This window comes from Citrobacter sp. Awk 4 (assembly GCF_028069725.1).
Classification (GTDB): domain Bacteria; phylum Pseudomonadota; class Gammaproteobacteria; order Enterobacterales; family Enterobacteriaceae; genus Citrobacter_D.
The window spans coordinates 1-12,399 of sequence record NZ_JANEWG010000081.1 but is presented as its reverse complement, the minus strand read 5'-3'; the positions used below and the strand labels follow the sequence as shown (position 1 = coordinate 12,399).

12 protein-coding genes are annotated in these 12,399 nt (G+C 50.1%); 5 read left to right on the top strand and 7 right to left on the bottom strand.

What is annotated here, in order from left to right:
- Positions 1 to 284: 284 nt before the first annotated feature.
- Complete coding sequence (gene mdtK, locus NNO04_RS21355; protein ID WP_271446367.1) at positions 285 to 1,658, bottom strand: MdtK family multidrug efflux MATE transporter; 1,374 nt, start codon at positions 1,656 to 1,658, stop codon at positions 285 to 287.
- A 218-nt stretch (positions 1,659 to 1,876) separates the two neighbouring features.
- Here mdtK and NNO04_RS21350 point away from each other — a divergent pair, with 218 nt between their 5' ends.
- Entirely contained in the window at positions 1,877 to 2,518 is a 642-nt protein-coding gene (locus NNO04_RS21350) for a riboflavin synthase subunit alpha (protein ID WP_271446366.1), read from the top strand.
- Between the two features lie 40 nt (positions 2,519 to 2,558).
- Here NNO04_RS21350 and cfa read toward each other — a convergent pair whose 3' ends face one another.
- Both cfa and punC read right to left on the bottom strand, forming a co-directional pair.
- Positions 2,559 to 3,707, bottom strand: coding sequence for a cyclopropane fatty acyl phospholipid synthase (gene cfa / locus NNO04_RS21345; protein WP_271446365.1), 1,149 nt, complete (start codon positions 3,705 to 3,707; stop codon positions 2,559 to 2,561).
- A gap of 293 nt (positions 3,708 to 4,000) precedes the next feature.
- Complete coding sequence (gene punC, locus NNO04_RS21340) at positions 4,001 to 5,206, bottom strand: purine nucleoside transporter PunC (protein ID WP_271446364.1); 1,206 nt, start codon at positions 5,204 to 5,206, stop codon at positions 4,001 to 4,003.
- Positions 5,207 to 5,319: 113 nt separating this feature from the next.
- On the opposite strand from punC, the gene punR reads away from it, so the two are divergent.
- The gene (punR, locus tag NNO04_RS21335; RefSeq protein WP_271446363.1) at positions 5,320 to 6,252 is read left to right on the top strand and encodes a DNA-binding transcriptional activator PunR; all 933 of its coding nucleotides are present in this window, start codon (positions 5,320 to 5,322) and stop codon (positions 6,250 to 6,252) included.
- On the opposite strand, the gene purR is transcribed toward punR, so the two are convergent.
- Positions 6,249 to 7,274 carry an HTH-type transcriptional repressor PurR gene (purR, locus tag NNO04_RS21330; protein WP_271446362.1) on the bottom strand — a complete coding sequence of 342 codons (1,026 nt, stop codon included), beginning with the start codon at positions 7,272 to 7,274 and terminating at the stop codon, positions 6,249 to 6,251. The genes punR and purR overlap by 4 nt on opposite strands.
- Positions 7,275 to 7,570: 296 nt before the next feature.
- On the opposite strand from purR, the gene cydH reads away from it, so the two are divergent.
- On the top strand, positions 7,571 to 7,660 hold the full coding sequence (cydH, locus tag NNO04_RS21325; RefSeq protein WP_106403197.1) for a cytochrome bd-I oxidase subunit CydH: 90 nt from the start codon (positions 7,571 to 7,573) through the stop codon (positions 7,658 to 7,660).
- Between the two features lie 165 nt (positions 7,661 to 7,825).
- Complete coding sequence (locus NNO04_RS21320) at positions 7,826 to 9,004, top strand: MFS transporter (protein ID WP_271446361.1); 1,179 nt, start codon at positions 7,826 to 7,828, stop codon at positions 9,002 to 9,004.
- Between the two features lie 41 nt (positions 9,005 to 9,045).
- Here NNO04_RS21320 and sodB read toward each other — a convergent pair whose 3' ends face one another.
- Positions 9,046 to 9,627 carry a superoxide dismutase [Fe] gene (gene sodB / locus NNO04_RS21315; protein WP_271446360.1) on the bottom strand — a complete coding sequence of 194 codons (582 nt, stop codon included), beginning with the start codon at positions 9,625 to 9,627 and terminating at the stop codon, positions 9,046 to 9,048.
- 127 nt (positions 9,628 to 9,754) lie between these two features.
- Positions 9,755 to 10,585: a C40 family peptidase gene (locus NNO04_RS21310; RefSeq protein ID WP_271446359.1), complete on the bottom strand. Its 831-nt coding sequence runs from the start codon at positions 10,583 to 10,585 to the stop codon at positions 9,755 to 9,757.
- Between the two features lie 338 nt (positions 10,586 to 10,923).
- On the opposite strand from NNO04_RS21310, the gene grxD reads away from it, so the two are divergent.
- Entirely contained in the window at positions 10,924 to 11,271 is a 348-nt protein-coding gene (grxD, locus tag NNO04_RS21305) for a monothiol glutaredoxin 4 (RefSeq protein WP_003832760.1), read from the top strand.
- 72 nt (positions 11,272 to 11,343) lie between these two features.
- On the opposite strand, the gene rnt is transcribed toward grxD, so the two are convergent.
- Positions 11,344 to 11,991 carry a ribonuclease T gene (rnt, locus tag NNO04_RS21300; RefSeq protein ID WP_271446358.1) on the bottom strand — a complete coding sequence of 216 codons (648 nt, stop codon included), beginning with the start codon at positions 11,989 to 11,991 and terminating at the stop codon, positions 11,344 to 11,346.
- Positions 11,992 to 12,399 lie beyond the last annotated feature (408 nt).

The following is a 12,399-nucleotide window of genomic DNA, read 5'->3' as shown; positions in this document are numbered from 1 at the left end:
TTTGTAATGTGAATGAAATAATATTTCACATTGATATTGTGTATTTGTTTTGATTATTTAAATCGTTATAATTATTTGGCCGTAGACCTGTGCGGCTCTTTTTATCGTTATCTTTGTGACTCAAGTATGAGTTTTTAATTTATTTATTAAATCTGCAATGAGAGGAATGAATATACACTTGTGTGATACTCTGCTTACGCAGTAGTTCATTTGTTCTTCTGTTGGATGCCGAACACACAATGTGTGTTCGGCTTTTTTTTGTATTTTAGGTGGGGATTGCGTAGTTATCGCGCAGCGCGTTGCAAAATCACCGTAGAAGGCTGGCGTTGCAGATATCGCATACGCAGCATCATAAGAATGGCGGCGGAGGTCAGACCGATAATAAAGCCCATCCAGAAGCCCGCCGGTCCCATACGGTCAACGACCAGATCGGTTAACGCCAGGATATACCCACAGGGTAAACCTAACACCCAATAAGCGGTGAAAGTGATAAAAAAGATGGATCGCGTGTCTTTATAGCCACGTAAAATACCGCTGCCGATAACCTGAATAGAGTCGGAGATCTGGTAAATCGCCGCCAGCAACATTAACTGTGCCGCCAGCGTAACGACTGCCGGATTATCGTTGTAGAGCAGGGCGATATGCTCTCGCAGTGTTACCGTGAAGATGGCCGTCATAATGGCCATGCAGACGCCGACGCCCAAACCGGTTCTGGCTGCTGTTTGCGCATTCAGCGTTGATCCCTGTCCCAGGCGATACCCTACCCGAATCGTTACCGCTGCCGCCAACGACATTGGCAATACAAACATTAGCGAACTGAAATTGAGGGCAATCTGGTGACCGGCAACGTCGACAATACCCAGCGGCGATACCAACAATGCCACGACGGCAAAGAGAGTCACTTCGAAGAATAAGGCTAACGCGATCGGTAGACCTAGCTGGACCAACCGTTTCACGACGGCGGTGTCGGGTTTACTGAATCCCGGCTCATTACGAATATCTCGCATCGAACGTGCGTGTCTGATGTATGAAATCATCGCGATGAACATCACCCAGTATACTGCCGCGGTGGCGACACCACAGCCGACGCCACCCAGTTCCGGCATGCCAAAATGGCCATAAATGAAGATGTAGTTAACCGGAATATTAACCAGTAGCCCCAGGAATCCCATGACCATGCCGGGCTTGGTTTTGGCCAAACCTTCACACTGGTTGCGCGCCACCTGGAAAAACAGATATCCCGGAGCTCCCCAGAGCAGAGCCCGGAGATAGCCGACAGCTTTATCGGCCAACGCTGGATCAATATTATCCATTGCGCGGATGATATGTCCGGCATTCCACAGGACGAGCATGATAAGAACGGAGACACATCCCGCCAGCCAGAATCCCTGGCGCACCTGATGTGCGATACGATCACGACGCCCGGAACCATTTAACTGAGCGATGACGGGGGTCAACGCCAGCAGCAGGCCGTGGCCGAACAGAATGGCCGGTAACCAAATGGACGTGCCAATGGCGACAGCTGCCATGTCTGTCGCGCTGTATCCACCGGCCATTACGGTATCAACAAACCCCATCGCGGTTTGGGCGATTTGCGCGAGAATCACCGGTATTGCCAGAGCTAATAACTGACGCGCTTCACTGATATACTTTTGCACGTATACACCTTGTTTTTTGTTGTTATTTGAGAGACCAGAAAAGCCGCCTTGAGTGGCAGCAAGAAGAAGATGCAGGGGAATTAGCAGTCTATTGTAGCGGGGAATACGTAATTCTCCAGTGAAAAAACAGGTGTGAGCGGCGCTTTGCTGGCAACCTGAATTTTCACCTGCTATTGTGCTGGGCAGAGATATTCAAACTGATTTCAGGAGTTGCAGGTATGTTTACGGGTATTGTGCAGGGCACCGCCAGACTGGTGTCGATTGATGAAAAACCGAATTTTCGCACTCATGTAGTGGAATTACCTGAATACATGCTGGATGCGCTGGAGACGGGCGCGTCGGTGGCGCATAACGGTTGCTGTCTGACCGTCACCGAAATCAAAGGTAATCAGGTCAGTTTTGATTTGATGAAAGAGACCTTACGCATTACTAATTTAGGTGAGCTGAAAGTCGGCGATGTGGTTAATGTCGAACGCGCCGCAAAATTCAGCGATGAGATTGGCGGGCATTTAATGTCGGGCCATATTATGACCACCGCCGAAATCTCAAAAATTCTGACCTCAGAAAATAACCGTCAGATTTGGTTCAAAGTGCAGGATCTGCAGTTGATGAAATATATTCTGTACAAAGGATATATCGGCATCGATGGCATCAGTCTGACCGTTGGGGAAGTCACCGCAACGCGCTTCTGTGTTCACCTTATTCCCGAAACGCTCGAACGCACCACGTTGGGTAAGAAAAAGCTGGGCGCTCGTGTGAATATCGAAATTGATCCGCAAACCCAGGCGGTTGTCGATACGGTTGAGCGTGTATTAGCGGCCCGAAACAGTGCTGCAAATAATCTGGCGAATGACGCCTAAAAGATGAAAGTGGCCCCCGCAGAATTCGGGGGCTACTCTACTAGCGGGGAACGCGCAGACCGTGTTCAACACCGCGCGAAAAAACGACCTGCCAGAGTTGAATATCGCGGGCGCGAAATGCGCCAGCGCAGGCGTTCAAATAATAACTGAACATCCGCTTAAAACGCTCGCTGTAGTTATCTGCGATTTCAGGCCAGGCTTTTATAAAGCGTGAATGCCATGACATCAGCGTTGTATCATAATCGGCACCAAAATTGTGCCAGTCCTCCATCACAAAATGCGGTTCGCTGGCGTTGGCAATCTGGCGCACGGAAGGTAAGCAACCGTTCGGGAAGATATATTTATTGATCCACGGGTCGACATTATTATCGGTCTTTTTAGAGCCGATGGTGTGCAGCAGAAAAAGACCGTCAGGTTTTAAATTACGGTCAACCACCTCAAAGTAGGTGTTGTAGTTTTTGGGACCAACATGTTCAAACATACCCACTGATACAATACGATCAAACTGATCCTGTAAGTCGCGATAATCCTGCAGCAGAATGGTGACATCTAATCCTTCGCAGCGTTGTTGCGCCATTTTTTGCTGCTCGGCAGAAATGGTCACACCCACCACGCTGACTGCGTAATTGGCCGCCATATATTGTGATAATCCGCCCCAGCCACAGCCGATATCCAGCACACGCATACCCGGTTTAAGCTGCAATTTTTCACAAATCATTTTTAGCTTCGCCTGCTGGGCAGACTCCAGAGTATCGGCCTCTTTCCAGTAGGCGCAGGAATATTGCATGAACGGATCAAGCATCCGGCTGAAAAGGTCATTACCAAGATCGTAATGCTCTTTGCCGACTATCCAGGCGCGTTTTTTACTTTGCAGATTAAACAGGCGTGCGCCTGCGATGCGAAGGGTATCTTTGAAATGGTGAGGAAGTTGACTTTCGAGGCCGGCGCGCAGAACCTTATTGAAGAAAATATCCAGCCGTTCGCATTCCCACCAGCCATCCATGTAACTTTCACCTAACCCCAGCGATCCTTCCTGCAATACGCGTTTGAAAAATTCGGGGTTTTTGATTTGAATGTCAGCCGGGGCAGGACCGTTGATGGCAACGCCTGCACGGCTCAATAATTCGTTGGTGATACGGTACCAGTCATCATCCGGTACACTGACTTCTTCTATACACGATGAACTCATAGTTTCTCCATCACTGGTCGGTGATCAGAACCTTAAAACAGCGTAGACGCTTTTTTGGCTTTGTGAGAAATCTCACGGAAAAAGTCCGCGAGTCTATAATCCGACGTAGAACAGAGGAAGGGAGAACCCTTGCCGAAAAGACCATTCCTTGGTTAAACGGGAGCGCTCCGGCTCCCGTTAGAACGTAATATTTATCGTATTTATATAACAGCCGAAAATCAGTATAGGCCTCAATAATCGGTGAAACAACCCAAAAATCTTAGCGAGCTAAGGAATGGCTATTAACGCTATTTTTAGTGCGTATCGCTGTGTGCCATCTCAGAGTGAGCGGTGTGATGCGTAGACTCACTCGCCTGTGACTGCATCCAGTACCCCAATCCCGCGAGAGCAACTGTTGATAGCATGACGCTGGTGGTGGTCAGCAACGGCGTGCTGATTAACCAGGAGACAATCAGACTGGCCAGGAAGCAGAGACCCAACTGCAGCGTGTTCTGCAATGCTGCCGCACGCCCGGTGGCCTGTGGGAATGGACGCAATGCCTGAGCCACAACGATAGGGTAAATTGCGCCGTTGGCGATAGCCATGACACAGAATGGGATCAGAATTTCGGTCAGCGATACATGGTTAATAAAACTGGTCGCCCAGGTGACGACGACGCTCAATGCGAAGATTACCAATAACCAGGGTAACAGTTGCTGCCCCTGCCATTTTTGTAATGCTGCACGGCAACCGTACCCACCAATCAGGAAGGCGATGGTTTGCGGAACATAACTGAGACCAATTACTGCCGGGCTATAACCCATTTCGCTCAGGATGAACGGTGAACCGGTTAACCATGCGAAGAAACTGGCAGAACACGCTGCGTAAATCAGCACGTTCCCGCGATAGGCTTTCGAACGCAGCAGGGTGGTGAACGTCAGTTTATCCTGGCTATCGTTACGTGCTTTTACGGTGGGTTTTAAACGCAGGGCAGGCAACATCAGGATCAACGTAATCACAAACAGCGTGGCGAAAATGGCCTGCCATGAAAAATGCGCGAGGATCCAGCTACCTAACAACGGCGCAAGCGCAGGCGACAACCCGACCAGTGGCATAATAGTGGCAAAAATACGGTTAACTTTTTGCGAAGGGTAGTAATCCGTGACCAGCGCCTGCCAGATGACCGTGGCAGCACACACACCAATAGCCTGAATAAAACGCAGAACCAGCAAGCCCGTTGCACTTTCTACCCACAGCATACCCAGACTTCCCAGCGCGAAGATGGACAGGCCGAGCAATAATATGGGTTTACGACCATAACGATCGGAGAGCGGACCCCAGGCGAGCTGGGCGACGGCGAATCCGGCTAAGAACAGGCTCAGACTGGCGCTGACGGCAGAGGCCGGTGTTTGCAAATCGGCCTGAATGGCAGCAAATGCCGGTAAGTACATATCTGTTGCCAGAAAACCCAGTACGCTGAGGCCAGCCAGCCAGACTAAAAACCCTTTTCCCGGTTGCATAATACATTCTCTTTTTTTATCAGTAAGACATTGCCGCAGAGTGTAGGGAGTGAAATTCCTGTTGTGAAACGCTAATATTTGTCTACTGAATTCAAAATTTTTGTAGGCAGAATATGTGGTCAGAATATTCACTTGAAGTTGTTGATGCTGTCGCGCGCAACGGCAGCTTCAGTTCCGCCGCCCAGGAGCTGCATCGCGTGCCTTCTGCAGTGAGCTACACCGTACGCCAACTGGAAGAGTGGCTGGCGGTGCCCTTGTTTGAACGACGCCATCGGGATGTGGAATTGACGCCCGCCGGTGTCTGGTTTTTAAAAGAAGGGCGCTCTGTTATCAAAAAAATGCAGATCACCCGCCAGCAGTGTCAACAAATTGCAAACGGCTGGCGAGGGCAACTCTCCATCGCAGTGGACAATATTGTGCGGCCAGAACGTACCCGGCAGATGATTGTCGATTTCTACCGCCATTTTGATGACGTTGAGCTGGTGGTTTCTCAGGAGGTATTCAACGGCGTCTGGGATGCGCTTTCCGACGGACGTGTGGAACTGGCCATTGGGGCGACGCAGGCTATCCCTGTCGGTGGGCGCTATACCTTCCGCGACATGGGAATGTTGAGCTGGAGCTGTGTGGTGGCAAGTCATCATCCCCTGGCGACGATGCCAGGTCCCTTGAGTGATGACACGTTGCGCAACTGGCCGTCGCTGGTTCGTGAAGACACGTCGCGCACACTGCCGAAACGTATCACCTGGCTGCTGGATAACCAAAAACGCGTGATCGTACCGGATTGGGAGTCGGCGACGACCTGTCTTTCTGCCGGATTATGTGTCGGTATGGTACCCACGCATTTTGCAAAACCGTGGATCGACAGGGGCAAATGGGTCGCGTTAACACTGGAAAATCCATTCCCGGACGCGGCATGCTGCCTGACCTGGCAGCAAAATGACACGTCGCCCGCATTAGCCTGGTTACTGGAGTATTTAGGCGACAGTGAAACGCTGAACAAAGAGTGGTTGCGAGAACCTGAAGAGGTTCCCGCAGAGGAGGCTTAACGGCGATAGTCGCGGAACGGACCATCAGCAACCGAACGACGTTCGATCAATCGCGGGTGAACTTCAATGGACTGCGACTCTTCACGTTTGTTGACGATACGGTCTAACAGCATATTAAAGGCCGTTTCACCCAGAGAGTCTTTCGGCTGGTGAATAGTGGTCAATGCAGGGGTGAAATAGCGCGCATTGCGCACATTGTCATAACCGATCACCGAAATATCCTGCGGTACGCGCAAACCCATTTCGTCGGCAGCACAGAGCGCCCCCATTGCCATGATGTCGCCACCGCAGAATACCGCAGTGGGGCGATGGTTCTGAGAGAGGATTTGCTGCATTGCGCGATAACCTGACTCGGGTTCAAAATCGCCCTGGACTACCCAGTTTTCCGGGACTTTGATCAGCGCTTCGTCCATCGCCTTCATAAAGCCCGCCAGGCGGCCAGCACCCGTGTTACGCTCCATCGGGCCAGGAATCACGCCGATCTCACGATGACCGCGTTCTACCAGATAACGACCGGCCATATACCCGCCTTCAAAAGCGTTATCGATGACCGTATCGGTAAAATCAGCTTTCGCTTCACCCCAATCCATCACCACCATCGGAATATGGCGATACTCTTCAAGCATGGAAAGCAGAGACTCTGGGTATTCCGAACACATGACCAGCAGACCATCCACACGCTTTTGCGCCATCATGGAAAGGTAAGCCCGCTGTTTTTCGAGATTATTCCAGGCATTGCCAAGAATCAGGGTATAGCCTTTCTGGAAGCAGTTCTTCTCAACGGCTTCAATAATCTCAGCGAAATAGGCGGCTTCACTGCTGGTTGCCAGCAGGCCGATAGATTTGGTGTGATTCACCTTCAGGCTGCGGGCGACCGCACTCGGGGAGTAGTGCAATTCTTTGATTGCAGCCCAGACAGCATTGCGTGTCTCTTCTGCGACAAAACGCGTTTTGTTAATTACATGTGATACGGTTGTAGTGGAAACGTTTGCTCGCTTCGCTACATCTTTAATTGTTGCCATTACATTTCACTCCAGACCATATCCAAACTCCTGAAAATACTGTAGGTAAACGTTTGCCTTTACACACCCTTATCGCAACATCAGGGTTGCGGCACGCCGGGAAAACGACACGAAACGTCAGGAGGGGGTCAATGGCCGGTACGCTAATCAAGTAAGCGTGGAATTTTGTCTGATCTTGACGAAAAGGGGAAGAGTTAAAAGTGGTTATCAATATAAATCCTGGGAGATTTTTACATCCAGGTGTGTAAAAATGTGCAATATCACTTTTTGTGTGGAAATAAAAAGGAGCAAATTTGATGAGCACCGATCTGAAGTTTTCGTTAGTCACCACTCTTATTGTTCTGGGCTTGATCGTAGCGGGTGGTCTGACCGCAGCGCTGCACTGATATACCATGAGGGAGCATGCTCTCCCTCATTGCTTTTCCCCTTCATTGTTACTAAATCAGCAAAAGTCTTTTGCCATTCTGTTAACTTTATTATTTTTGTGATTGATGTCATGCTTTTGGCTCTTATCGGGTGTCGCTTCGCGGCACGGTCAGCGGAGTCGACGTATGAAAATCAATTATCCCTTACTGGCGCTTGCGGTTGGTGCATTTGGTATCGGGACCACGGAATTCTCTCCGATGGGCCTGTTGCCCGTTATTGCGCATGGCGTGAATGTCTCCATTCCTGCTGCCGGGATGCTCATTAGCGCGTATGCGGTGGGCGTGATGGTGGGTGCGCCGCTGATGACCCTGTTGCTATCGCACCGCGCTCGTCGTAATGCGCTGATTTTTCTGATGGCCATTTTTACGCTGGGCAATGTCCTGTCGGCCATTTCGCCGGATTACACCACCTTGATGTTATCGCGCATTTTGACCAGCCTTAATCACGGCGCATTTTTTGGATTGGGTTCGGTCGTGGCGGCCAGTGTGGTGCCGAAACATAAACAGGCCAGCGCGGTGGCGACGATGTTTATGGGATTAACCATCGCGAACATTGGTGGCGTGCCTGCAGCCACATGGCTTGGGGAAACCATTGGCTGGCGGATGTCCTTTTTAGCGACGGCAGGGCTGGGTGTGATTGCGATGCTCAGTTTATTCTTCTCTCTGCCGAAAGGCGGAGCAGGGGAACGCCCAGAGGTTCGCAAAGAATTGGCTGTCTTGTTACGTCCGCAGGTGCTTTCGGCTTTGCTCACTACCGTGCTGGGCGCGGGAGCCATGTTCACCCTTTACACTTATATTTCCCCCGTTTTGCAAAATATCGCCCATGCCACACCCGCATTTGTGACCGCGATGTTGGTTTTGATCGGCATTGGATTTTCGATCGGAAACTATTTAGGCGGCAAACTGGCCGATCGTTCCGTCACCGGAACTCTGAAAGGTTTCTTACTGTTGCTGATGGTTATCATGCTGGCTATTCCATTCCTGGTGCGTCATGATCTGGGCGCTGCGTTCAGTATGGTGGTGTGGGGCGCGGCAACATTTGCCGTCGTACCGCCTTTGCAGATGCGCGTGATGCGTGTTGCCAGTGAAGCGCCGGGGTTGTCTTCGTCGGTGAATATTGGCGCATTTAATCTTGGGAATGCGTTGGGCGCGGTAGCTGGTGGTGCCGTGATTTCCGGCGGTCTGGGGTATAGCTTTGTTCCGGTGATGGGCGCTATTGTGGCAGGACTGGCATTATTACTGGTCTATGTTTCAGGGAGAAGACAACCTGAAACGGCACTTGTCACCAGCTCATCGATAGAGTGAAAAATAAAAACGCAGAAGGGCTACCTTCTGCGTTGTCTTAATTACGCTGCGAAGTTTTTCGCAACGAATTCCCAGTTTACCAGCGCCCAGAAATGCTCCAGGTAGCCAGGACGGGCATTACGGTAGTCGATGTAGTAAGCATGTTCCCACACGTCAACGGTCATCAGCGGGGTGGCATCGGTAGTCAGCGGTGTGCCTGCATTGGACGTAGAAACGATAGCCAGTTTGCCATCAGTCCCTTTTACCAGCCAGGTCCAGCCGGAACCGAAGTTTTTAATCGCAGCATCGGTGAATTGCGCTTTGAATTCAGCAAAGCTCCCGAAAGACGCGGCGATAGCGTCAGCCAGTTTCCCGGTAGGTTCACCGCCCGCGTTCGGCGCCAGGCAGTTCCAGTAGAACGTGTGGTTCCATACCTGTGCTGCGTTATTGAATACGCCACCTTCTGAACTACGGACGATCTCTTCCAGCGATTTACCTTCAAAGGCGGTACCTTTGATCAGGTTGTTGAGATTCGTTACATAGGTTTGATGATGTTTGCCGTAGTGGTATTCCAGTGTTTCGGCAGAAATATGGGGTGCCAGCGCATCTTTGCCATACGGTAATGCAGGTAATTCGAACGACATTGCTTCTCTCCTTATTATTAATATTGGGTACGTACAATAGCCTTAAAGTACGTAAGGATAGGGTAGCAAATTGAAAGGTGATGCAAAAGAAGAACTTACCCTGTTGCGTAAACAACAGGGTAAGAGATTAACGAATGGTTTTTGGTGTCATGACGCGGCGAGCGCCGACATAGTGGCGTTGCCAGTAATCTTCGCTCAATGAGGTGATCTGAATTTCCTGCCCTGAACGGGGAGACTGAATAAATTTGCCATTGCCGACATACACGCCGACGTGATCCGCCGTACCACGTCCCTGGGTTCGGAAGAAGACCAGATCGCCATTCTTCAGTTCATCACGCTCAATCGGTGAGGCATCGCGTAGGTGGTACATTTCATTCGCCGTACGCGGAATACGGAACTTCACCAGATCTTTGTAGGCATAATAGACCAGACCGCTGCAATCAAAACCGGTACGTGGCGACGTGCCACCCCAGTGATACGGTTTGCCAATCTGATTCATCAACGTGGACATGGCTGTTTTGGTCGCTTTCTGTACTCTGACCTTATGCGCATCGGCAAGCGAAACAGGCGTGGTATCTTTCACCTTCACACAATGGGGTTTACGGCCTTTGCGCGGCGTGCATTTTTCGCTGAACGTGACAGCGGCAGTTTTTGCTGTCGTCGGGGAGGCCCGGCGATTTGCGCTTTTGGTGGTTTTCGCCGGTGAGGTCACGCGCTTTTTGGATGAGGAGGCGGTTTTGACGCTGGTTTTGCTGACGGCTTTTTTGGCGGTTTTCTGACTGGTTTTGGTTGTTTTTTTACTGGTTGCCGCGCTTTTATGCTTATCTGCCGTTTTCGTCGCATGAGAAACTGCAGGCGTCTCCCTGGTTTGCCGGGAGGCTTGCGCAGGGGATGTGAAAGAGAGTGTAGAAAAAAGCAAAGCACAGAGCGTGATCGAAATCCGGTTTATTCGCGCCACTGAGCAGTCCTCTGGTTAATGGCAGGCGACTATCATGCCCGCGTGTGATTTACAAAACTTGTCGATTCTAATCCATAAAAGCACAGAAAGTTAATCGCTTTTACCATCTAAAACCTCATTTCGTAAGCGACTGCAAAAAAAATCAACAGCTCGTGCTAAAAATGGTCAACGGAGAGGCCATTGGCTGTTGTTTTACAGGATAAGAAATATAGAGAATGCAACTTATCGCGTCAGGGGATAAAATAATAAAGAGTAATGAAAATGTTATTTTCCGTTGCCAGCCTGACCCGCTACAATGTCAGACTACTGCCGTAAAAGAAGTTAAAGGAAGCAAGACAATGAGCACCACTATCGAAAAAATCCAGCGCCAGATCGCTGAAAACCCGATTCTCCTGTACATGAAAGGTTCTCCAAAACTGCCTAGCTGCGGTTTCTCCGCGCAGGCTGTCCAGGCGTTGTCTGCCTGTGGCGAGCGTTTTGCCTATGTTGATATCCTGCAGAACCCGGATATTCGTGCGGAATTACCAAAATATGCAAACTGGCCAACCTTCCCGCAACTGTGGGTTGATGGTGAACTGGTTGGCGGCTGCGATATTTTGATCGAAATGTATCAGCGCGGTGAGTTGCAGCAACTGATTAAAGAAACTGCGGCGAAATACAAAACCGAAGAACCTGATGCTGAGTAATCAGCGGAAATAAAAAAAAGCGACCATTTTCTGGTCGCTTTTTTTATCGCCGGGCCCGCCTGAACAACGTGATTAAGCGTCTTCCGGCTGCGGAAGCGGCCACCCGCCAAGGCGTTTCCAGCGATTCACGATTTCGCAAAACAGGATGGCGGTGCGTTCGGTGTCATAGAGGGCGGAGTGCGCCTGGGTGCCGTCAAACTCCATGCCTGCCGCCAGACAGGCTTTTGATAACACCGTTTGACCCAACGCCAGACCGCTGAGTGCCGCGGTATCGAAGGTCACGAAGGGATGGAACGGGTTACGTTTCAACGATGCACGTTCCGCTGCCGCCATCATAAAGCTGTGATCAAAAGTGGCGTTGTGGGCAACCATGATGGCCCGGTTGCAACCGCTGTCTTTGATGCCTTTACGTACCATTTTGAAGATCGCATGCAACGCATCGTATTCGCTGACGGCGCCGCGCAGTGGATTCGACGGATCAATACCGTTAAAGGCGAGCGCCTCAGGCTGCAAGTTTGCCCCTTCAAACGGTTCGACATGGAAATGCAGCGTCGTGTCCGGCATCAACCAGCCTTGCTCATCCATTTTCAGTGTGATGGCGGCGATCTCAAGTAGCGCATCGGTTTTGGCGTTAAACCCAGCCGTTTCGACATCTATCACGACAGGATAAAAACCACGAAAACGGTCACACAGACCGGAAAGTTGAGCGTTATCGGACATCAGGGTCTCTTAATACAGAAAAATTGCAGCGCGCATTATGCCAAATTTTGTTGCTTACGGGAATGGGAGAGGGAAAAAGCGGACATCGGGTATTGCGTGATACCACACATAGCAGGTGACGTTCTGTCACGCGGACTGTGGGGAACTTCATTCCTTTTAGAGGACTTAAACCCTCAGGTCAAAAAATGAAAAAATATGACTTAGCAGCGCAAAAAATGGGTTGGTACGAAATAGAGTGCTGATAGTCATGTGAGTCGAATTTACAATAAAAAATGATTCGCGTTCATATTTTTATTATCGCCATCCAATTTCCGGGTAGCTAAGCTACCGTATTATTTATTTCATTAACGAGTGTTTATATTTCTTTAAGCTAATTTTTATCATATGAAGCAATGCCTAATATTATGT

Excerpts from the sequence above, each read along its gene's own strand:
- punC (WP_271446364.1), bottom strand. The coding sequence starts at position 5,206 with ATGCAACCGGGAAAAGGGTTTTTAGTCTGGCTGGCTGGCCTCAGCGTA.
- cydH (WP_106403197.1), top strand. The coding sequence starts at position 7,571 with ATGAGCACCGATCTGAAGTTTTCGTTAGTCACCACTCTTATTGTTCTG.
- NNO04_RS21350 (WP_271446366.1), top strand. The coding sequence starts at position 1,877 with ATGTTTACGGGTATTGTGCAGGGCACCGCCAGACTGGTGTCGATTGAT.
- sodB (WP_271446360.1), bottom strand. The coding sequence starts at position 9,627 with ATGTCGTTCGAATTACCTGCATTACCGTATGGCAAAGATGCGCTGGCA.
- grxD (WP_003832760.1), top strand. The coding sequence starts at position 10,924 with ATGAGCACCACTATCGAAAAAATCCAGCGCCAGATCGCTGAAAACCCG.
- NNO04_RS21320 (WP_271446361.1), top strand. The coding sequence starts at position 7,826 with ATGAAAATCAATTATCCCTTACTGGCGCTTGCGGTTGGTGCATTTGGT.
- cfa (WP_271446365.1), bottom strand. The coding sequence starts at position 3,707 with ATGAGTTCATCGTGTATAGAAGAAGTCAGTGTACCGGATGATGACTGG.
- punR (WP_271446363.1), top strand. The coding sequence starts at position 5,320 with ATGTGGTCAGAATATTCACTTGAAGTTGTTGATGCTGTCGCGCGCAAC.
- rnt (WP_271446358.1), bottom strand. The coding sequence starts at position 11,991 with ATGTCCGATAACGCTCAACTTTCCGGTCTGTGTGACCGTTTTCGTGGT.
- purR (WP_271446362.1), bottom strand. The coding sequence starts at position 7,274 with ATGGCAACAATTAAAGATGTAGCGAAGCGAGCAAACGTTTCCACTACA.